This window comes from Streptomyces sp. RLB3-17 (genome assembly GCF_007113425.2).
GTDB classification, from domain to species: domain Bacteria; phylum Actinomycetota; class Actinomycetes; order Streptomycetales; family Streptomycetaceae; genus Streptomyces; species Streptomyces mirabilis_D.
Genome location: NZ_CP041610.2, coordinates 1,215,229 through 1,235,133, shown reverse-complemented (window position 1 = coordinate 1,235,133; position 19,905 = coordinate 1,215,229). Strand labels below are relative to the sequence as shown.

Genomic DNA, 19,905 nt, shown 5'->3' with positions numbered 1-19,905 from the left:
CGGTCAGGGGTACGAGACCACGGTGGACGGCACCGTCGAGGTGCCCGACGTGGGTGCGCCGGTCTCGTTGACGACGTGCTCGTACTGACCCTGGCCGCCCAGCGAGACGACCAGCAGGTCGTGGAACTTCACGCCCGGTGTGTTCGGCGCGGCGAAGCCGTTGTGCTGGACGATCGTCGGATCGACGTTGTAGTAGCAGTAGCTGCCCAGGCCCCATCCCTCGTGCGTGGTCACGGAGTCGGCGACCTTGTAGGCCGCGTACCCCTTGACGTTTCCGTTCTGGATGGCGGCCTGGTTCGGCGCGTCGTACGCCTTCTCGTTCTGGAAGAAGATGGTGCGCCCGCGCTGGCCATACCACTGGACGTCGTACTTGTTGAAGTGCTCGACGAACAGACCGGTGGCCAGGACGTCGTCGCCGTTGACACGGATGCCGTAGTCGGCCCGGTTGGTCTCCCAGCCGACGCCGGTGCCGTGGTCGGCGCGCCAGACCCAGGTGTGGTCGATGATCGTGTGGCGGCTGTTGATCACCACGCTGGTGGTGGCCTTGCCGGCGCCCGCGCCGCCGATCCGGATGAAGACGTCCTGGACCGTGGTCGGGTTGGCGGAGTGGCTCGCTGAAGCCCCCGTGGGGCCCACTTCGAGGAGCGTCGACGAGTTCACGGGACCGGCGTCGATGAGGAATCCCGCGAGCCGCACCCCGTCGACGTCGGCGGTCCTGAGCGCGGTGACGCCGTTGTCCGGGATCAAGGTGGCGTAACCGAGTCCGAGGACGACGGTGCCCGCGCGGTCGACCTGGATCGGCTGGTCGAGGTGGTAGATCCCCGGGGTCAGCAGCAGATGGAGGCCCTGGGTGAGCGCGGCGTTCAGGGTGGCGGCGCTGACGCCGGGCCTGGCCACGTAGAACTGGGTGAGCGGCAGCGACGTGCCGCGCGGGGTGCCGCTGCCCCAGGTGGTGCCGCGGGCATTGGTGCGCCGCTCCGGAAGGAAGACGCGGTACTCGCTGCCGTTGAGGTACAGGAACGGCTTCTCCCTCGACACCGGTGTGGTGTCGAGGGTGGTGTACGGCGGGTTCGGGAAGGACTGCGCGGGTGCGCCCTGGACACCGGAGAAGACCATGTTCCAGACGGCGTTGGCCCAGCCGCCCACCGAACTGTCGCGGGTGTACCACTGCTGCTGCGAGTACGGTCCGACCGAGCCGTCGATACGGCTGTCGGCGATGTAGCCGCCGCTGGCCCAGCCGTAGCCGGTGGGGGCGAGGTTGAGACCGCCCCTGACGTGCATCCGCCGGAAGGGCGCGGCCTGGGCGACCGCCCACCGGTTGGTCCCGCTGACCGGGGTGAGGGCGAGATTCTCCGCCGAACGCCAGAAGTTCTGGGTTGCGTTGCCGTTGAACCAGCCCGCGTCGACGGTCACATCGCCGTTGATCGCCGTGTCGTCCGGCGACAGGCCGAGGCCCGCGATCGAGGTGTAGAAGCCGAGTTGGGCGTTGAGCCCGTTGTAGGTGCCCGGCTTGAACAGCAGCGCGTAGCGGCCTGTGCCGAACTGGGCCGACTCCTGCTGTCGGAACACCTCGTCCAGCTTGGCCTGGATGCCGGAGGTCGAAGGGTCGAACACGATGACGTTCGGACCGAGATCGCCGCCGCCGGGCAGGGCTCGCGGCTGCGCGACGGGTGCCGCGGACGCGGCGGACGCCGGCGAGGACAGACCGAGCAGCGCGGGCGAGGCCGCGGTGGCGGCCATCGCTCCGAGGACGGACCGTCTGGCGGGAAGGGACCGGACGGAGTCCGGGGAATCCATGGGGAAGTGAGGCATGGGGGGCGACTCTCCTGGTTCAGAAAGTGAACGGTTGGAGGTGCGGGGAGCGCTCTCTTGCCGATGCATGCTTCATCCGCGTGAACACAGCGTCAAGAGTTGTCACACGAGTGCCGTGGATTGTTTCCCGATGAGACGTCAACAGGTGGATGTTTTGCGGTAGTTCGGTGATGTCTGGGCTCCGCCGAGGCTCCCTGGGCCGTGGGTGATTGCGTTCAAGAGGTGCGCTCACGAGGGTGGGTACTCCTCGGTGCCGTGGTGCGAGAGAGCGCTCTATGCCCTCGTGACGCCGGGCCGATAGGCTGCTGACATGAGCAGACGGGCCCCCACGCTTGAGGACGTCGCGCGGGAGGCCGGCGTGTCCCGCGCCACCGTCTCCCGCGTCGTCAACGGCGTCCAGAGCGTCGATCCCGCCCTTCAGGACGCGGTCCGCCAGGCCGTCGAACGGACCGGATACGCTCCCAACCGGGCCGCCAGGTCGCTGGTGACACGACGGACCGAGACGGTCGCGCTCATCGTCTCCGGCGCGGGCGACGTCTCCGGCGAGGAGCGGAACGCCTTCACGGCACGGGTGCTGGCGGACCCGTTCTTCGGCCGGGTCGTCACCGGCGTGGTGGACTACCTGCGTCCCCGGTCGATGCACCCGCTGCTGATGTTCGCCGACTCCGCTCAGACGCGACAGCAGGCGCTGAACGATCTGCGGCAGGGCAGCGCGGACGGCGCGCTCGTCGTCTCCACCCACGCCGACGACCCGCTGCCGGCGCTGCTCGCCGACGCCGGCCTGCCCGCGGTGCTCTTCGCCCGGCCGTCGCGCCCGGTGCCGCTCAGCTATGTCGACCTGGCCCACCGGGACGGCGCCCGGATGGCCGCCCACCATCTGCTGGACCGGGGCTGCCGACGGATCGTCACCGTCACGGGGCCACTGGGCGTCTACGCCAGCCAGGACCGGCTCGCCGGGTTCCGCGACACGATGGCGCGCAGGGGACATCCGTACGTACCCGTCGCCGAGGGCGGATTCACGCTCGACAGCGGCATGGCCGCGATGTCCGGACTGCTGACCGAACACCCCGACGTGGACGGGGTGTTCGCGGCCAACGACCTGATGGCCCAGGGGGTGTGTCAGGTGCTGCGGGAACGGGGCAGACGGGTGCCGGACGACGTCGCCGTCATCGGCTTCGACGACTCCAGCGCGGCGACGGCCTGCCGCCCGCCGCTGACCACCGTGCGTCAGCCCGTCGAGGAGATGGCCTCGGTGATGGCCCGACTCCTCGACGAGCACCTCCGGGGCGCGCGCACCGAGCCCACCTCGGTGATCTTCGATCCGGAGCTCGTGGTGCGCGAGTCGGCGTAGGCGGCACCCCGAGCCCTGCGCGACCCTGCGGTGGCGGTGACGGACACTGGACCGGTCAGCAGGATCGAGGGACCGGCACCGCGGGCGAGCCGGCGACGGAGAGGCAGGCGCATGACCGACAGGATCACCGTGGGCGTGGACGGATCCCCCGAGAGCCGGGCCGCGCTGGCCTGGGCGGGCAGGGAAGCCGTCCGGCGCGGGCTGCCCCTGCGCGCGGTGTACGCCTGGCAGTGGTCGCACCACGAACTGCTCGGCGGGGCGGACCGGGACGAGCAGGAGCGCTGGGCACGGGACATGGCCGAGGACGCGGCCCGCACCGTCACCGACCGGCACCCGGACCTGCCGGTGACGACCGAGGTCCTGGACGGCGGCGCCGTCGACTCGCTGCTGGCCGAGGCCGCGGCGGCCCGGACGCTGGTCCTCGGATCCCGCGGACACGGCACGATCGTCGGCTTCCTGCTCGGTTCCGTCGGCCAGCAGGTGATCGCCGAGGCCCCGTGCCCGGTCGTCCTGGTGCGGGCCGGTGACCGCGCAGCGTCCGAAGCGGGCGGCCGGGAGATCGTCGTGGGCCAGCAGGGCGGTCCGGACGACAGCGCGGCCGGCCTTCGGTTCGCCTTCGAGACCGCGGCGGCGCGTGGTGCCGGAGTGCGCGCCGTACGTGCGTGGACCCTGCCGCCGGTGTTCGCCTACAGCCCCGGTTCGCTGAAGCTGCTGGACGAGGCCGGGGGCCTGGAGCCGTACGAGAAGAAGGCGCTCGCCGAGGCGCTCCATCCGTGGCGGGAGCGCTTCCCCGGCGTGCCCGTCACACAGCACGTCGAGATGGGCAGCGCCGGGCAGGTCCTGCTGTCACTGGCCGACCGGGCCCAGCTGATGGTCGTCGGTCGCCGCGCACACCACTCGGCGGTAGGGGCACGGATCGGTTCGGTGACCCACGCGGTGATGCACCACGCGCCCTGCCCGGTGGCGGTGGTTCCGCACTCCTGACCCGGGGGTACGTTCCGACCCCGCGCCGGCACGGGCGGGGCCCTCGGGCGCGTTCAAGTCCCGAAGGCAAGGCCGGGGTTCAGGTTCGGCCCGGGCAATCTCGGCGTGTATTGACGGCACCATGACAGTCCGGTTGACTCCCCGCCCAGCGCCGGAACCGGTTCCGGTACCGCTTCCGGTACCGGTTCCACCCATGGCGCGGGAAGCCGCGATCCCCGTGTGCCGGGAGGCAGCTGTGGCCGTGACCATCGCCGATGTGGCCCAGGCGGCCGGCGTGAGCAAGACGACCGTGTCGCGGGTGCTGAACACCCGTGGCGAGGTCGACGCGTCGACTGCCGCCCGCGTCCGCGAGGTCATCGACCGCATGGGCTATGTACCCAGTTCGGGTGCCGTCGGGCTGGCCCGCGGCAGCAGCCGGACGGTGGGCATGCTGGTGCCCTCACTGACCTGGCCGTGGATGGGCGAGGTGCTGCAGGGCGTCGTCGACACGGTGGAGGCCGCCGACTTCGGGCTGCTGCTGTTCACCTGCAACAGGGGCGCCGAGTCCGTCGCCCGCTTCACCAGCCAGGTGTCGGCGCGCGCCTTCGACGGGCTGCTCGTGGTGGAGCCGGAGAACACCCTCGAGATGTTGACGGCGCTGCACCGCGACGGTCTGCCCGTGGTCCTCGTCGACGACCGGGGACACCACCCGGAGTTCCCGTCCGTCACGGCCGCCAACACCGAGGGCGGAGCGGCGGCCGCCCGTCACCTGCTGGCCGGGGGCCGGCGCAGGCCGCTGGTCCTCACCGGGCCCGCGCGGTTCGGCTGTGTACGCGACCGGCTCGCAGGGTTCCGGGCCGCCTGCGCCGAGCACGGCGTGGGGAACCTTTGGCAGTACCAGTCGAAGAAACCTTCAAGGACGACGCGGTCCTGTGGCGCGACATAGCGCAGTGCGTCAGCGCCAGCCGGAGGAAGCACCTTTCAGGCCGCCCTGCCGGCATGCCAGAACGCCGTCATCCATTGGTGGTGGGACTTCAGGTCGAGGCCGGGTGACGCCCTCAGGGTCGCCTCGTTCGTCCGAGGGTCGGCGGGGTCCTGGAAGTCCTTCATCGTGTCTCCGTGCTCGATCGGTCGGCGGCGTCCGCCGGGGTCCGGGGGCGGGGCACCGCAGGGCCGGCCCGAGGTCGAGGCGCTTGTCCATGTCCAGGCGGAAGGTGCCGTACGGGTTGACGTTGGACCAGAACAGCGCGGTCAAGCCCCGCCGGTCCTCGTCGCTGAGCTTCTTCGCCCACTTCGGCTCGGCCAGAATCTGCTGCACCAGCAGCGTGTTGACGTGCACAAGGCTGGACTGGAGCAGGTGCAGGGCGAGCATTGAGGTTTCGGCGTGCTCCTTGTCCGGGCCGGTCAGGGCGCCGTCCTTGCCGTCGTGCAGCACGGTGTTCGCCGAGTTCCAGTTCTCGACGACCTGGAGCCCACCGTGGATCTCGCGATGCAGGCCGGGGCTGGCCAAGAAGTCGCAAGCGCTGGCTGCACCATCCGGTGATCTGCGGCATGGAGACACGCGAGTTCGCCGCACTGCAGGCTGATGTCGAGCAGTACATCCTCGATCACCCGCCCATCAGCCTGCACCACAAGCGGGCCCGGCACCACACCTTGCGGCGCGGCCCGCTCTCGCTGTCCGACCGGCTGCTTGCCACCGTGATCCGAAACCGCTGGAAGACACAAGTCAGGGCGCTGACCGCGTTGTTGGGCTCCCCCAGGGAGGCGGTCGGCGACGCGGTCCACGAGGTCACGCCGCTCCTGGAAGGACTCAGCCACCCCATCAAGCCCGCCCCGATCACCGCAGCCACCGCCCAGGACCTCGCAAAGCTCATCGGGCAGAACGCCACCAGTACCGTCTGCGGCAGGCGGACGTACGCCTTTGACAGCCGCAACAACCGCACGTCTCTGACCACCCCAGCCGGCGCCCCCGGCCTGGACTGCCCCACCACGGGCGGCACCGCCAACAACCACACCTACGACAGTGCCGACCGCATCGTCGACACCGGCTGGCCTCCAAGGGTCCTGGCGGTGCCCGCTGCAAGCTCGATCCGGGACAACTGCGCGTTCTGGAAACGGCGTTGGATGCCGGTCCGGCCGCCTTCGGCTGGAGTGACCAGTGCTGGACGCCAGCCCGGATCGCCGAGATCGTGCGCCGCCGGTTCGGCGTCGAGTACACCGTGGCCGGGCTCACGCGGCCGGGAGGTCTGGCCGCTATTGCGTGAATCCCCAAGTCATTGTGCGATGCGGGAGCGCTTCTTGCGGGCACTGCCCCTGTTATGGGGGTCGTGGTGGTCGGAAGATGGCTCAGGCATGGGCGTGGGGAATCAGCCTTGGGAACCTTCCGGGAGGCGTGTGCATCTCCCTGTCCGGGAGTCAGAAGCGGGGGGCACACGGCCTTTGCAGGGGTGCTCCACCAGGGGGATGTACTCATGGCACGGCGAACAGCGGCAGTCTGCGCGATCAGCCTGGGGGTGGTTGTGGCTGCTGCAGCCTGCGGTCCAGAACACCGTGTTGCCGCGCAGCCGACCACCGGGCCGTCACGGACAACGGCGCCGACCGTCGAACCGTCACAGACGACCGTGTCGCCCTCGGCCTCGGCAGGCGTCCGACCAGGTGCCGCATGCGGCACCAAGCAGCTGCGATGGAGACTGACGCGCCTCGCCGACAAGTCGAGCAAGGCGCCGACGGCCCTGCTGAGCGCGACCAACGCCAGCACCGCGTCCTGCGCCTTCAACGGCTATCCGGAGCTTCACGCTTACGCGGGCAAAGGGCCGGCCGTCTGGTCGGAGCCGAAAGCGAAGGCGCCGGTCCGCCTGATGCTGGGCCCCGGCAACTCGGTCGACTTCCCGCTCTTCTACCCTGCGTCCCCTGCCCCTGACGGTTCCTGCTCGATACCGGTCGACGACGACCCACGCATCGAGGTGCTGCCGCCGCACCCCGCGCCCACCGACTATGGCGCTACCGTGCAGATCACCGACCTACACGGCCGGAATGTGACCCCGGTGTTCTGCGACACCGTTCACCTCGGCGCACCCCGACTGCGGTAGACGGCGCACGGCACACCGCCCCGTGCCGGCATTGCGTTCTCGTCGGTTGGTGGCCGTGGTGCCGGACTGAACTTCCCCAGGCAATTACCCGGCCTCGCACTCTGCGTCGGCCGTCAACCGCTTGCGTGGCCCCGGCTCATCGAGCCCTACGGCCTTCCTGACCTGGAGTTACTGTAACTTCGAAGACCCGACAACGCTCGTGGGGCCGGCTCACCCCCGCCTGCGCGGAGAGGACAGGGTCGGTATCCGGCGAGTCCACTCCACCGACGGCTCACCCCCGCCTGCGCGGGGAGGACAGGGCCGGAAGGATGCGCTCCAGTTCAAGCCGACACCTGACTATTCGTCGGCCTGAGCCCGCAGAGCAGCGCGCTTTGCATTCCGGCGTCGCCGCAGGCGGTCACCAAGCTCACCCAAGACGATCACAAGCGCAGAAGTGGCTGCACACCCTACGAGGCCTAGCGACTGATCCGTAACCTTGCTGAGCAGCCAAAAGCCGACTGTGACGACCGCCCACCACGCCATCCACACGCCGATCGCGGACCAACGGACTCTCTTCACAGCGTCACGATACGTCGACGTCGCTCTCCCGAGATCAGGAATAGGCACTCACCCTCGCCTGCGCGGAGGGACCGAATCGTCGGCGTGAGCACCCCGAGCACGGGTTACACCAGCCTGTTGTTCAAGTTGGCAGAGGCTCAGGCCCGTCCTTGGTGCCGGCGGTGCGGTATTCGCTGGGGGTCATGCTGGTGGCGGTGCGGAAGACGCGGGTGAAGTCGGACGGCCTGGGGTAGCCCCAGCGCATTGCTATGGCGGCGATGGGGACGGTGTGCTGGGCGGGGTCGGCCAGGTCGCGTCGGCAGCGGGTGAGGCGCTGCTGCCGGATGGTGTCGCCGACCGTGGTGCCGTGCTGCTGGAAGATGCGATGCAGGTAGCGCGTGGAGATGAAGTGGGCTGCGGCCACGGTGCTCGGGGTGAGGCCGGGATCGTGCAGGTGGGTGGTGATGTAGGCGCTGATCTGCTCGAACAGTGCGCGCTGCCGTGGGCCGGTCGGTAGCAGGCTCTGCTGGTCGGCGTGGTGGGCGAGCAGGGTTGCTGTGAGATCGATGACGGTGGTGCCCAGTCGGGCGGTGTCGGCGGAGGTGAGATCGGCGTGCGTGTCGGCCAGGCCGTTCAGCAACTGCCGCAGGAGCAACCCGACGCCCGTTCGTCCGTCGAGGGCCGCTCCGCACAGTGGTGCCGCGGTCTTCTCCGGCAGAGGCAGCAGGCGCCGGGGGAACTGCAACAGCATCGTCCGGGCTCCTGGAAGGTTCGGGCCCGCGGTGGCGGTGAACGGCCGCGAGCTGTCGTACAGGAGCAGGTCACCAGGACCGAGTGACGAGTACGTCCGTGCCTGTTCGATGCTCTGCTGTCCCTCGAGGGTCAGCGCGAGCTGGTACATCTCCGGATCGGACTGCCGGATGAGCCGCGGGGTGCGCTGGGATGACAGCGGCGTGTAGGACATCACCGATAGCTGGACCGGCCCGAGCGCCATGGCCTGGATCCGGGCTTTGACCCGGTCCCGTTCGAGGAAGGCGGTGCGGGTGGTGATCAGTGCCTGCCCCGTGGCCGCCACCCAGGCCGCCGCCCGGTCGGCGGCTGGCAGGTGGGCGGTGTCCAGCATGGTGGTCAGGATGACGTCCCCCCGAGTGATGCCGCCAGGTGGCACGGATGCGACGCGGACAGCCTGTCCGCCCGCCCTGACACGTGATCATCCTCGGTGGGCGGTGACCATTAGAAGTGCGTTGTGCGCCAAGTTGAGTGCGCTGTTTGCTCACGACGCGACCGGTGCCTTGACGGAACGATGCACTCAGACCACACAAGTGCCAGCCGTTGAACTCAACAGCGGGTGCTGGAGCAGCCAGCGCCCGCAAAGTACGGCCCACGAAGAACGACACCACGAGAATCGGCGAGCTCAGCGAAGAGGAGTGACAGCATGCGCATAACCAGGAAGTTCGGAGCTATTGCCGGCGGCATCGTGCTGACCGGTGGGCTGCTGGCCGGAAGCGCAGGTGCTGCCAGTGCAGCGGAGGCCACTCCGCTGGCGGCGTCGGACTGCCCGTCGGGCTACTTCTGCGTCTGGTCCGGGCAGAACTACACCGGCCACAGGCAACAGGTCGCGGGGCCCAACCCGGACCTGACCCAGTTCTCGGTCTTCCAGGACTTCATGTCGTGGTACAACCACGGCACTTCCTGTGACTACAAGTGGTACGACCAGACGAACTACGGCGGAAACAGCGGTGTCGTCGCCAGGGGGGCCAAGGGGACCGGCAGCACGCACTGGTACGAGAAGTCCAATAAGTGGGTCAACTGCAGCTGACCAGCGACCGTCAAACGCAAGAGGGCGGCGCCCCGCCAGGGGCATCCCTCGGGCCGTCATCGCTGTCAGCGCCCCACGCGGGTATGCGGCGACTCCCGGGCCGTGCCGGGGGCCGCTGGCATCCGGAGCGTGGCACGCCGCCAGCGGCTGGCGCTTCGACGGGCAGATGCCACAATGCCGGATGCGCTCCACGTGTCGGTGTCACGCCACGCGAGATGCCGCCGCGGCCCGGCCCCGGGCCTGTAGCGACGCAGATTCATGCGTTCTCCACGGTGGGTCGCGCGGCGTGGCCGGGGCCTTCCCCTCGCCTTCAGTGACTCAGCCGCGAAGCAGCTGGAGAACCTCACCGACGAACACCAGATCCATCTGCCGGACCTGCCCGTCCCCGGGCCGCAGGCGCGTCGTCTGGGTCGGTGAGGACTGGGGCGGCATGCCGTGGGTCAAGACTTGCTGCGACACCTGCTATTACGTGCCGTCATGTGATCGCTCCGGCCGGGAGCACCTGTCGCTCGTCGAGTACTACGAGGACCGCGGTTGACGGGGACGACAACACCGCGGGGCCCGATCGATCTCGCCGGGCTCACCCGCCAGTAGCCGGGAACTGCCGCGGTGAGAGCCAAGGCGGTCGATGACCCAGAAAGGTCCGGCCCGCAACGCGCGGCAGTCGATCAGGCGGTCGACACGGACGACGTCGACGAATTGCCTGCGCCACAGCCGCGCCGCGAGCACACCATTCGGCCAAACCAGCAGGGGTTATTTCTTAGCGGCCTTCAAAAGTTCATCGAGGCTGCGTTCGGCCCATCGGGAATGCGTGGTCATCCCATAGGGTTCCTGCTCCGAGTCGCTGAGAAGTTCCACACCTTCAGGGTCCCGCGAGATGGACGGGACAAGGTCGGGGTCGGTGTCGCCTTCGGCGAAATCAACGCCTTCCTGCCACTTGGGGAAGACCCACCAGGTTGTTGCGTAGTCGACGGCGTGCGTCAGATTCAGCATTTCGCTGCTGTGGTAAATCTTCGAGTGGTAGCGGTAGAAATCATCACCGGAACGCGCGACCCTGGAGGGAGCGTCCACAAGATGCTTCCCCGATGCCAGGTCCCAGGAAGGGGCGACAGAATCTCCGTAGCTGTTCCCCAGTTTGCCCCGGTCGGCTCGGATGAACGAGGCGGTCGCATCGATCTCCACACGACCGAGCCCCGTTCGCAGCGGTACGTCGACCACGAAGTCCTGCGAGAGGTCGACGCCGGGGTCCAACCGGTCCCCCGGCCCCGCGAATTTACCGGTTCCCAGCATGCGAGAGTAGAAGTAATCGACGTGCTTCAGTGCTCGATTGTAACCCAATGCGTCGCTTTTCCACGTGTCCTCACTGACGCCCTTCTCGGTGAATTTTGTAGGCCATCCATTGACTTTCCACATGGTGCCCACGACATAGATCCGCACGGATCCCATGTTACGGAACTCGATATGCGCCGGAACATGAAGCGAGGCGCCGTCCGCGCTCGCCGTGGGATCACCGAACGAGACACCGAAGGAAATCCTTACAGGCGCCGAATAAGGGACGTACATCTGTGAATAGGCCAGGCTCGCGATTCCGACTACGCCGGACACCACCACACTGAGGGCGACACCTTTGGGGTGCGGGACCCCTTGCCACGCCTTCTGACGGGTCAGCAGCCAGAACGCCCAAGCAGCCCACAGCACCAGGGTGATCCAGAGCCAGAGGAACGGCGTGTACGAGCGGCCCTGGATCTGTGTGAACAGGAACATCAGGTTCGTGACCGTCACGATGCCCACGCCCACCAGGACCGCCGCGCCCGAGTAGCGCAGGACCCTCTTACCCCAGTAGTCGCACACCGCGAGGGTCGCGACGGCTTCCACCAGCGCCGCGGTGACGAAGGCGACCCCCATGACTCGGCCCCCGTACGCCAGCGCGTTGAAGGCGTCTGCGCTGCCCACGTAGAAGAGCACCGACGCGGACGCGAGAAGTCCCAGCGCCATCAGGACGCTGGCTCCTCGTCTGCGCCATTGCCGGTCAGGCCAGCAAGACGGGTCCGCCAGCCAGTGGACCCGGGCGGGATCGTCGAGATCCAGCTCCGGCATACCCGCCCGACGTACGAGCCGCGCCAGGTCGCGCCGCGACCAGGCGCGGCCGACGGTCTCCCCGCGCACTCGCACACTCCGCAGTCCCCGGTCGTCCGGGGCCTCCACGACGACGAGAGGATGGTTGCTCATGAGCCAAAGGTGACCACGACCTCGCGACCGCTCAGGCAATGACGCGCACCGGCATCTCAGTCAACCTCGGCTGGCCTAGTGGCACCTCTCCGCCGACCACCTCGCACTCGTGACCCCGAGGCCAGTGAGGTCTTTCAGCGTTGCCACTGACCGGGTGACGGGGACGGTGTGCGCAACACACGGGGCTCCCGAGGCGAAACGCGTTGTGTAAGGGGCCCTGGTCCGTGTTGCCTTGGGCTCTTGAGAGTGGTGCGGATGGTGACCTGATGGAAAGACGGATGCCTTGAACGACCTGACGGCGGAGTTCTCCCGGGAGCAGACGGCGCTTTTCTTGATTTGCCCTTTTTCGTGGCTGTCTGTGCGCGAGATGCTGGACGCGGAAGGGGGATCATGACGGGCGAGCGGAGCGGGCGAGGGCGGTCCGCGTTACCCGGAACATCAGCCAGGTCTGCGTTGGTCCTTCGGTTCGTTCTCTTGCTGATGCTCGCGGCCGGTTGCGGCACGGGCAGCGGCGGCACGGGCGGCAGCGAGGCTTCCCCGCAGCATGTCTATGTTCAGGCGCTGGACAAAGCTCGTAAGTCCCTGTTTCAGGGCGACCTTGCATACGACGACCCGCGCCGCATGCACTTGGAGGCCGGGCAGCAGACTCCCTTTCACATCACGGTCTCCGGTGGCTGGCGTAACTCGACCAACGCACATGGACACTCCAGCGTGGACGTCGGGGCGATCGTGAGTGTACGGCTCCGCTGTCATGGCGATGCAGTCTGCAGCTCGGATTCATCGGTGCGGCAGCCGGTCCTGACGAAGGAGGATCGTGCCCAGTGGATCTGGTGGATCACACCGCGCACCGCCGGACCCCTGCCCCTGAGTATCACCGTGACCACGTACCTCCAGAACTCGGATACCGTCCTGCGCGAGACGACGATCCCTCTTGAGGCGCGCGCCAAGGCTGAGCCTCGCGGGTTCTTCACGGTTGTCTGGGACTGGTTGCGCACCGGCTGGGGTGTCTTCGTCGGCTTCACGACCGGTGTGGGGGCCGTGTGGGGAACGTGGTCGTTGATCACCGGTGCTGTACGGAGGCTTCGGCACAGCCAGGCTTCTGCGGACGATTCCCCGGAACCGGATCCCGAGGACACACCGCCCCCGGTCGGCGAACCGAGAGGGACTCAATGAGCTCTTTCAGCAGATACACCCGGCTCGCTGACTGCCGGGGCCGCGCCAGGTCTGCATCGGTTCGGGCAAGAGCGTCTCTCAGCGGCATAAGCGCATGATCGGGTACTGCAGTGACCGACGTCGAACTGGTTTCTCGCTCGGTGTTCTTGGCCTGGCCCGCTGTCAGTGGCTGCCCGTAATCTCGCTCGAGGCCATGTAGGGGTTCTGAGCCGGAGGCCCGATGGTCAGGGATTCACGCCGTGTGCAGACAGCGGTACTCGACAATGCCGATTCCGAGGATCCATTTGAACTGCCCATGGACGTGCCCGGGCTGGAGCTGTTCCGCGGTGCCCATCTGGGCCGCACCTTCTGGTGCGGGGTGTGGCTGGGCGGCTGTGGAGGCCGGCTGACGACCAGGCTCTGCATGGACAAGATCTGTTCCCTGTCAAGTCCAGCGTGTTGAGTTCATAGGGAGCCGCTGGCCATCATTCCGGTGCTGCCCGGCGCCTCACCGGACGGCGGCTCATCGCAGGGCGGTTTCAAGTTCCTAGTAGGGGCGGGCTGTCGGTGAGGCCCCAGATCCAGACGGCGTGTTCGGGTGCGTCCCGGATCGCTCGGGTGGTCTTGGTGATGTTGTCGGCTCCCAGCAGTCGTAGCCCGCCGACCCTCGGCCTCGGGGTCGACCACCGCGGCGTAGCCGCGGATGACGCCGCGCGGTTCGAGTGTGCGCGACGGGCAAACGTAGTACTGGTTGGCCCGCGACGACAGACATTCGGCTATGACCTGTCCGGCACCGCACACCACCGTGACGCCCAGATGCGGCACGCACTGATCCGGCTCCTGCACTGGGCGAAGCGGCACAACCTGGCGATCGCCGTCGAGGATTTGGACTCACGGCGGACACGACCCGGGAGAGGCACGGCCACCGCAAGAAGTTCCGCAAGCTCATCTGCGGTATGTCCGGCGGCGGACGGCACGCCCCCGCACGACCGGAGCGATCAGGCCGGACCGGGCACCTGAGGACACTGGCCCCCGTATCCCCGTGACACGGACACGATCCGTGTCACGGGGATACGGCGCGAAAGTGGGCGGCCGGGACATCCAACACCATTCGGGATGCCCGCAGTGACCAGGCATGGGTTCAAGACCCACTTCTGCTCACTGCTGAGGAACGGTAGGTCTTGATCACGATATGAATACCCGGCAGTCTCGTTCCGTCTTCACGCGGTGACCTTCATTACGTGATCGCTAATATGTTCGCCCTCACCCCTGCCCACTGCGGCTGACCTTCGAGGAACCAGTGACAACACCGCCCGCCTACCAAGATCCTGCCTACTCCGTACTGCCGCAGGCTCCGGTGCCGCAACCGCCCAAGAAGGGCGCCCGCGCCCTCAAGAAGCTGTTGATCCGCTTGGGTATCGGGCTGATCGCTCTCGTGATCTGGATGATCTACGACGAGGTGACCGGTGACCCCTCTACCGCCAACGCCGGTGACTGCGTCCAGGTGAGCGGTACGGACGACAACCCGGATGTGCACGTGATCGATTGCAAGGACCCCAAGGCCGCGTACAAGGTCCTGCGGGAGGACACCGGCAACGGTGACCAGTGCAAGAGCGTTCCCGGTGTGGTGGCCTGGTACACCGAGACCGGCCGCGCCAACGTGGTGCTCTGCCTGGGCAAGAACCAGTAGGGCGCTGTCGCGTTGGCTGACCGGCTGGGATGATCTTCTGGTTGATCACGCTGGGAGGGGTTGTCGGTGGGGAGTGCGTCGCCGTCGTACAGGGGGCACCGGTACCCGGTCGAGGTGATCTCGCACTGTGTGTGGCTGTACTTCCGCTTTCCGCTCAGTTTCCGCGAGGTCGAGGAGCTGATGCTCCAGCGCGGCGTCATCATCTCCTACGAGACAGTGCGCCGCTGGTGCGCCAAGTTCGGCCAGGCCTACGCGAACGGACTGCGCCGCCGCCGGCCCCGGCCCGGAGACAAGTGGCACCTGGACGAGGTGTTCGTCAGGATCAACGGGGAGCTGAACTACCTGTGGCGGGCTGTCGACCAGGACGGCAACGTCCTCGACATCCTCGTCCAGAACCGCCGCAACAAAGCCGCGGCCCGACGCTTCTTCCGCAGGCTGATGAAGAAGACCCGGGCGGTGCCGAGGGTGATCATCACGGACAAGCTGCGTTCCTACGGCGCCGCTCACCGCGAAGTCATGCCCTCCGTCGAGCACCGCTCCCACAAGGGACTGAACAACCGGGCCGAGAACAGCCACCAGCCCACCAGGCAGCGTGAACGCGCGATGAAAGGCTTCCGCTCCGTCGGCGCGGCCCAGCAGTTCCTGTCCGCGTTCAGCGGCATCTCACCCCACTTCCGACCCCACCGCCACCTGATGACAGCCTTCGACCACCGAGCCGAGATGACCATCCGCTTCGCCATCTGGGACCAGATCACCGGCACTGCCAGCCGGCCCACCACGGCCTGAACACAGGCCCGGACCGTGAGCCCACCACACCTCGACGCACCATCAGACAGTCACGCACCCAACAACGTGACAACGCCCGCCGCAGCGTCTCGTCTGTGAGTCCATGACCGGCTGGGTGGCCAAGGTCCGCGGCACGAACGAGAAGTACGTGTACGCGCGCACGTTCCTCAACCGCAGCCGCGAGCAGCCTTACGGATGGCCGCTCCCTGGCAACGGCTTGTACGAGTGCCGGGAGCTCGGCCCGTATGGAAAGTTCTCCGGCTTCTTCGTAGTGAAAGGCGTCTTCCGCCGCAGGGTGGTGCTGGTGACCCCGGAGGCGGCCGCGCGGATGGCTCGCCGGATGGGTCCGCGGCCCTCCGAGTGATTCAGGGCCAGGCGCCGCAGTGCCGAGATGCCGTGTGGCCGTCCCGCCGAGAGGGTGCCCGGGATTCGCCGGGGCCGGCCGATAGGCCCCGGCACCCTCTGGTGCGGCCTCGCGGTCAGCGCACCCTGACGGTCTCGGTCGGCGTGACAAATTGCAGGCGGAGCTTGTGCGAGTTCCAGTCCGTCTCGTAGAGCGCGCCGCGGAACTGTAGCGTGCCACGGTGCTTCGCCTGCACCCATGTGTTGACCGAGCCGCCGTCGAAGACTGCTCCGTGAGCGCACTTCACCGTGTGCCAGGATCCGGTGCCCTGTCGCTGCTGCACACAGAACTTCTGAAACAGGTCGCTGTCGTTCATGGCGTACCCCTTCACGTGGACACGCGCGCCGGCCTTCACGGTGTGCGGGCTCACCGTGAAGTCGTAACTGATCTTCGCGGAGGCCGTCACCGCGCTCAGCCCGAGTGCCGCTATATCGGCTGCCGTAACGACGGCCGCACGCGCAGCACGTCGGTTGAGAAAGCCCATCACGTGTCTCCCCCTTCGGATAGTCCCCTGCTCGGCGACAGTGAGAAGACGGAGGGCACGAACCTGTTCCACGGCCCGCTGCCGCTGTATCAGCTCACCGATCGCAACCTGTCAGAGGGTGAATGAGGGGGCGTCGTTGCCCCATAATTCATCATTTTTTGGGCGGCTCTCGACGACGTGGGGATACGCCCACGGCTGCCGCCGAGTTCGGCTCGGCGTCAACCGCCCGCGCTAAGGGGGCGGGTGCCACGTCACGGAGAACCTCGCAAATGACAGACCTTCCGGGCGAAGGTCTGTGACAGACAGCCTGTCCGTCTCAAGCGCCCGCGGGGTCACGATCTGGGCGTGACCCTTCCCAGAGGCGTTTCGCCCAGACCGAAGCCCAGGGGTCTAACTGCATAAGGGCTGCGGTTGTCCCTGCTCTGAACTGCGAATACGTGGCATGTTGGCACGCATGTGGCACATCAGGGATGGCGCGCACGGATCGCAGCCGCGGCCGATCTGCAGCCCGTCGGACATGGAGCGGCCCCGGCCGGGGATGGTCCGGCCGGAGCCCGTCTGTAGGTCAGCGGTGGGGGTAGTCCGGGTCGTCTTCGGCTCCCGGCAGTTCCGTGTCCCCCTGCGACCAGTGATTGACCCAGCCGCAGAGCCCGCAGGCGTAGCGCCCGTTCAGGCCGTGTACCTCTGCACCGCAGTCACGGCATCCCGTTGTCGTGATCTCGGAGCCGCCCTGCGCTGCGGCCGTGTCAGTGGGCGGCACGGCTTCCGGTGGCCATTCCTGCTTCATGCGGCGAGACTACCCGCGGGGCAGGCGCGCACCCGCTCTGCCATCCGCAGTTACCACACGGCCAGCCTCCGCTCGGCCCCTGCGAGGTTGCCGCGCCACAGTTCGGACAGGTCATAGCTGCCTCCTAATCCCGGGAAGATCCCGGTCTCCCAGCCGCAATGGTTGGAGCAGATCCATCGGCCTCGGTTGTCCTGGTAGGACCCGGCCCCACAGTTCGGACAGTTCATCGCTCAGTCCTCCGGCAGTGTCGTGGTGCGCAGCCCCGCCCGTCCCCTGCATGCGGGGGTACGGGACGGGCGGGGGGCTGGGTCAGCTGGCGCTGAGGTTCTCGTGGTGGTCGACCAGGGCGTTGAGGACGCGGGCGAGTCTGCGGGCATGCGCGGCACTGCCGCCCGTCCCCGGGCGCGCCTGCTGGCTCAGCTTCCCGCGGGCCTCCCCGACGCACGCCAAAGCTCAGTAGCGGGGCACGTCGTCCTTCGGCAGGCGGCCGGCTGTCGCCTCGACTACCGGGATGAGTAGTGCGATGTGTCCGCGCAGCTGCAGCGTGAGCGTCTCCAGCTCCTCAAGGCTGGGCAGTTGGGCGTCCTCGGCGAGCAGGCGGCGCACAGCGGAGCGCATGGTTGCAAGATCCGGAGGCGCCTGGTCCGGGTCTGCCGTAGCGGCGCCGTCTGTCGCGTTCTGTGTACGTCCGATAGCCACAACGCGATGATGAATGTGCACGGTGAGACGCGGATAGGTCGCGGCGTGGCCACGTGCGGCCACGTAGCGGCCACGGCCGGGAGAGAGCGCGATGACACCCCAGACTGGGCGCATGGGCCACAACGACGCGCTGAGAGCCGCACGGCTCCGTGCCGGCTGGCGCACGATCGGGCAGGCCGCGCTCGAGCTGACCGAGCACGGGCAACGGCTCCTCGACGACCACCAGTTCGCCGTGTCGGCGCGCACCTGGCGCCGATGGGAAGGGGAGCGCCCCGGCTGGCCGTCGGAGGAGACCGCGATCGTCCTGCACGACGCGCTCGGCCGGTGGCCCGAAGACCTGGGATTCACCACGCCGCCGGGGTGGATCCGCCCCGAGCATCATGAAGAGGCCGATGTGAAACGCCGTGCTTTCGTGTCCGTCACCGTCACCGCCGCCGCGCTCGTCGCCGGCCCCGTCGCACCCCAGCATGTCGACCCCGCCCTGATCGGCTACTTCCAGCAGCAGCTGGAGGGCCACTACCGGGCGGACATGTACCTCGGCCCCCACGACCTGATCGGCACCGTCTCGGCGCAGTACCAGCTGATCGACAAGCTGGTCCGCTCCGCGAAGGGCGAGACCCGCCGCGGCCTGCTCCGCGTTGGAGCGGCCTACGCCGCCTTGACCGGCTGGTTGTACCAGGACGCGGGCGACATGGACGGGGCGAGCTTTTGGCGTGGCGTCACTCAGGAGATCGCGATGCGCTCGAGGGACCCGCACCTCGTCGGCTACTCCCTCGTGAACCAAGCCCAGGTGCGCACCGACTTGGGGGACGGGCCCGCGGTCATCGACCTGTGTGAGGCCGCGATCGAGGACTCCGGCCGGCTTGTGCCGAAGGTTCGGATCATGGCCCTTCAGCAGCAGGCCCACGGCGCCAGCCTCACCGGAGACCGTGACGCGGTGGACCAGCTCATCGACCAGGCCGACGGGCTCCTCGGCCGCAGGTGGACGGCGACGCCCTGGGCGGCTCGGTCGCGGCCAACACGACCACCGGCGAGGCGACATCCAGTGCGATCTCCACGCTGAGCCCGGGATCGCACACGGTGGACGCCACCTACAGCGGAAACTCCAACTTCAAGACGGCTACGGCCTCCCTGACCCAACAGGTCAACAAAGCGCCTGTGGTCACAACACTCACCTCCAGCGCGACGTCGTCCGCGTTCGGCCACGCGGTGACCTTCACCGACACCGTCTGTCCGGGTCCCGACAGCACCTCCCCGAGCTCACCGCCGACGGGAACCGTCACCATCAAGGACGGCAGCACCGTGCTCGGCACACCGACCCTGGTCCCGGGGGGTGGAGCCAACTGCAGCCAGGTCCAAGTCACTTCGCCAAACCTGCTGCCCGGCACGCACACCATCACGGCCGACTACGGCGGCGACGGCAACTACCTGCCAGCCGGTACCGAGACCTTCACCCAGACGGTCTCCTGCACCCGCACCATCACCGGCCAGGTCAACGGCGCCGTCTTCGCGACCCGTGAGAGCACCTGCATCATTGACGCCACGGTGCGAGGCTGGGTGAACGGTGTCCCAGGCGGTGCACTGTTCATCAGCAACTCGACCATCGGAGGCAGCGTCCAGTCCTCGAACGGCACCCTGTTCAGCATCTGCGACAGCTCCGTCATTGGGTCGGTGCAGGTCAACGGCGCCACGGGCTTTGTCCTCATCGGTGACCCGGGTGACGACCACTGCCCCGGCAACCGCATCACCACCGGCAGCGTGCAGCTGACCAACAACCATGCCGGCGCCGAGCTCGTCGCCAATAACATTGGCGGCTCGGTCCAGGTGAGCGGCACGACAGGCACCGGGCCGTTCCCGGCGGACAGCAGCGCCGGGATCGTGGGCAACACCATCGGCGGCTCGCTGGCCTGTGCGGGCAACGTCCCGCCACCGACCAACCGCGGCACGCCCAACACGGTGACGGGAAGCCGCACAGGCCAGTGCGCGGCACTCTGAGACCTGGTCCCTAGCACCACCGCACCACATCCGGCCAGGCCCACCAGGGCCTGGCCGGATGTGGTGCCGCACCGGGGCTCTTGTCCCGGCCGGGAGCCGTACGGGGCGC

Annotated in this window: 17 protein-coding genes and 3 pseudogenes; 13 read left to right on the top strand and 7 right to left on the bottom strand. The window is 68.1% G+C overall.

Annotated features, from left to right (window positions below):
* Positions 1–3 precede the first annotated feature (3 nt).
* Positions 4–1,812 (bottom strand): coagulation factor 5/8 type domain-containing protein, encoded by a 1,809-nt coding sequence (locus FNV62_RS05890; protein ID WP_144314789.1) that lies wholly within the window; start codon positions 1,810–1,812, stop codon positions 4–6.
* Positions 1,813–2,122: 310 nt separating this feature from the next.
* Between FNV62_RS05890 and FNV62_RS05885 the strand changes: the two genes are divergently transcribed.
* The 3 genes and pseudogenes from FNV62_RS05885 to FNV62_RS05875 form a co-directional block, all read left to right on the top strand.
* Positions 2,123–3,163: a LacI family DNA-binding transcriptional regulator gene (locus tag FNV62_RS05885; protein WP_143607104.1), complete on the top strand. Its 1,041-nt coding sequence runs from the start codon at positions 2,123–2,125 to the stop codon at positions 3,161–3,163.
* A gap of 111 nt (positions 3,164–3,274) precedes the next feature.
* Complete coding sequence (locus FNV62_RS05880; RefSeq protein ID WP_097283036.1) at positions 3,275–4,147, top strand: universal stress protein; 873 nt, start codon at positions 3,275–3,277, stop codon at positions 4,145–4,147.
* A 235-nt stretch (positions 4,148–4,382) separates the two neighbouring features.
* Positions 4,383–5,003 (top strand): annotated as a pseudogene (locus tag FNV62_RS05875) (LacI family DNA-binding transcriptional regulator); the annotation flags it as partial.
* 78 nt (positions 5,004–5,081) lie between these two features.
* On the opposite strand, the gene FNV62_RS05870 reads toward FNV62_RS05875, so the two are convergent.
* Complete coding sequence (locus tag FNV62_RS05870) at positions 5,082–5,636, bottom strand: Tn3 family transposase (RefSeq protein ID WP_164657608.1); 555 nt, start codon at positions 5,634–5,636, stop codon at positions 5,082–5,084.
* A gap of 8 nt (positions 5,637–5,644) precedes the next feature.
* Here FNV62_RS05870 and FNV62_RS05865 point away from each other — a divergent pair.
* The 3 genes and pseudogenes from FNV62_RS05865 to FNV62_RS05855 form a co-directional block, all read left to right on the top strand.
* A pseudogene (locus FNV62_RS05865) lies at positions 5,645–6,001 on the top strand (ISAzo13 family transposase); the annotation flags it as partial.
* A gap of 245 nt (positions 6,002–6,246) precedes the next feature.
* A complete protein-coding gene (locus FNV62_RS55380; protein WP_225900162.1) occupies positions 6,247–6,390 on the top strand; it encodes a winged helix-turn-helix domain-containing protein in 144 nt (47 codons plus the stop codon).
* A gap of 357 nt (positions 6,391–6,747) precedes the next feature.
* Complete coding sequence (locus FNV62_RS05855) at positions 6,748–7,215, top strand: DUF4232 domain-containing protein (RefSeq protein ID WP_164657604.1); 468 nt, start codon at positions 6,748–6,750, stop codon at positions 7,213–7,215.
* Positions 7,216–7,894: 679 nt separating this feature from the next.
* Here FNV62_RS05855 and FNV62_RS05850 read toward each other — a convergent pair.
* Positions 7,895–8,875 carry a helix-turn-helix domain-containing protein gene (locus tag FNV62_RS05850; RefSeq protein WP_225900161.1) on the bottom strand — a complete coding sequence of 327 codons (981 nt, stop codon included), beginning with the start codon at positions 8,873–8,875 and terminating at the stop codon, positions 7,895–7,897.
* 312 nt (positions 8,876–9,187) lie between these two features.
* On the opposite strand from FNV62_RS05850, the gene FNV62_RS05845 reads away from it, so the two are divergent.
* Positions 9,188–9,571 (top strand): peptidase inhibitor family I36 protein, encoded by a 384-nt coding sequence (locus FNV62_RS05845; protein WP_144314786.1) that lies wholly within the window; start codon positions 9,188–9,190, stop codon positions 9,569–9,571.
* Positions 9,572–10,324: 753 nt separating this feature from the next.
* Here the strand turns inward: FNV62_RS05845 and FNV62_RS05840 are convergent.
* On the bottom strand, positions 10,325–11,800 hold the full coding sequence (locus FNV62_RS05840) for a hypothetical protein (protein WP_097283033.1): 1,476 nt from the start codon (positions 11,798–11,800) through the stop codon (positions 10,325–10,327).
* A gap of 474 nt (positions 11,801–12,274) precedes the next feature.
* Between FNV62_RS05840 and FNV62_RS05835 the strand changes: the two genes are divergently transcribed.
* The 4 genes from FNV62_RS05835 to FNV62_RS05820 all read left to right on the top strand — a co-directional run bounded on the left by FNV62_RS05835 (position 12,275) and on the right by FNV62_RS05820 (position 15,792).
* Positions 12,275–12,973, top strand: a complete 699-nt coding sequence (locus FNV62_RS05835; protein WP_144314785.1) for a hypothetical protein — start codon at positions 12,275–12,277, stop codon at positions 12,971–12,973.
* 1,279 nt (positions 12,974–14,252) lie between these two features.
* Entirely contained in the window at positions 14,253–14,642 is a 390-nt protein-coding gene (locus tag FNV62_RS05830) for a hypothetical protein (RefSeq protein WP_144314784.1), read from the top strand.
* A 66-nt stretch (positions 14,643–14,708) separates the two neighbouring features.
* Positions 14,709–15,428 carry an IS6 family transposase gene (locus FNV62_RS05825; protein ID WP_144314783.1) on the top strand — a complete coding sequence of 240 codons (720 nt, stop codon included), beginning with the start codon at positions 14,709–14,711 and terminating at the stop codon, positions 15,426–15,428.
* Between the two features lie 103 nt (positions 15,429–15,531).
* A complete protein-coding gene (locus tag FNV62_RS05820) occupies positions 15,532–15,792 on the top strand; it encodes a hypothetical protein (protein ID WP_144314782.1) in 261 nt (86 codons plus the stop codon).
* Positions 15,793–15,907: 115 nt separating this feature from the next.
* Here FNV62_RS05820 and FNV62_RS05815 read toward each other — a convergent pair whose 3' ends face one another.
* From FNV62_RS05815 to FNV62_RS05805, 3 genes and pseudogenes are all read right to left on the bottom strand, one after another.
* Entirely contained in the window at positions 15,908–16,318 is a 411-nt protein-coding gene (locus tag FNV62_RS05815) for a hypothetical protein (RefSeq protein WP_144314781.1), read from the bottom strand.
* Positions 16,319–16,880: 562 nt separating this feature from the next.
* Positions 16,881–17,102: a hypothetical protein gene (locus tag FNV62_RS05810; RefSeq protein ID WP_211178871.1), complete on the bottom strand. Its 222-nt coding sequence runs from the start codon at positions 17,100–17,102 to the stop codon at positions 16,881–16,883.
* A gap of 309 nt (positions 17,103–17,411) precedes the next feature.
* Positions 17,412–17,720: pseudogene (locus FNV62_RS05805) on the bottom strand (DUF6415 family natural product biosynthesis protein).
* A 172-nt stretch (positions 17,721–17,892) separates the two neighbouring features.
* Between FNV62_RS05805 and FNV62_RS05800 the strand changes: the two are divergent.
* Both FNV62_RS05800 and FNV62_RS56980 read left to right on the top strand, forming a co-directional pair.
* The gene (locus FNV62_RS05800; RefSeq protein WP_225900160.1) at positions 17,893–18,864 is read left to right on the top strand and encodes a Twin-arginine translocation pathway signal; all 972 of its coding nucleotides are present in this window, start codon (positions 17,893–17,895) and stop codon (positions 18,862–18,864) included.
* Positions 18,783–19,796 carry an Ig-like domain-containing protein gene (locus FNV62_RS56980; RefSeq protein ID WP_144314780.1) on the top strand — a complete coding sequence of 338 codons (1,014 nt, stop codon included), beginning with the start codon at positions 18,783–18,785 and terminating at the stop codon, positions 19,794–19,796. The genes FNV62_RS05800 and FNV62_RS56980 overlap by 82 nt, the downstream gene beginning before the upstream one ends.
* Positions 19,797–19,905 lie beyond the last annotated feature (109 nt).